Source organism: Proteiniphilum sp. UBA5463, assembly GCF_002427225.1.
GTDB classification, from domain to species: domain Bacteria; phylum Bacteroidota; class Bacteroidia; order Bacteroidales; family Dysgonomonadaceae; genus Proteiniphilum; species Proteiniphilum propionicum.
In genome coordinates this window covers 15,163-15,368 of the sequence record NZ_DIQL01000054.1, presented here as the reverse complement: position 1 = coordinate 15,368, position 206 = coordinate 15,163, and the positions used below count along the sequence as shown (strand labels likewise).

The window sequence follows — 206 nt, the reverse complement described above, 5'->3', positions numbered from 1 at the left end:
ATCTTGGCACCATACAATGCTTGCTCCAGATCATCAATAAACTGCTGTTTATCACCCCTGAACTCCGGTTTTTTACCGGAGATGGTTTTAGATGCTTTTACCCTCAGATTCTTTTGGGCTGAGAGACATCGAGAGAATACCGATTCACCTATAAGCGTGAGAGGAATACCCAGGTCGAGCGCGGTGACGGCGGTCCATTTTCCGGT

General features: G+C 47.6%; 1 pseudogene. It reads right to left on the bottom strand.

The annotated features are described in order from the left end of the window. Positions 1–206 (bottom strand): annotated as a pseudogene (locus tag B3B27_RS09180) (NADP-dependent phosphogluconate dehydrogenase); the annotation flags it as partial.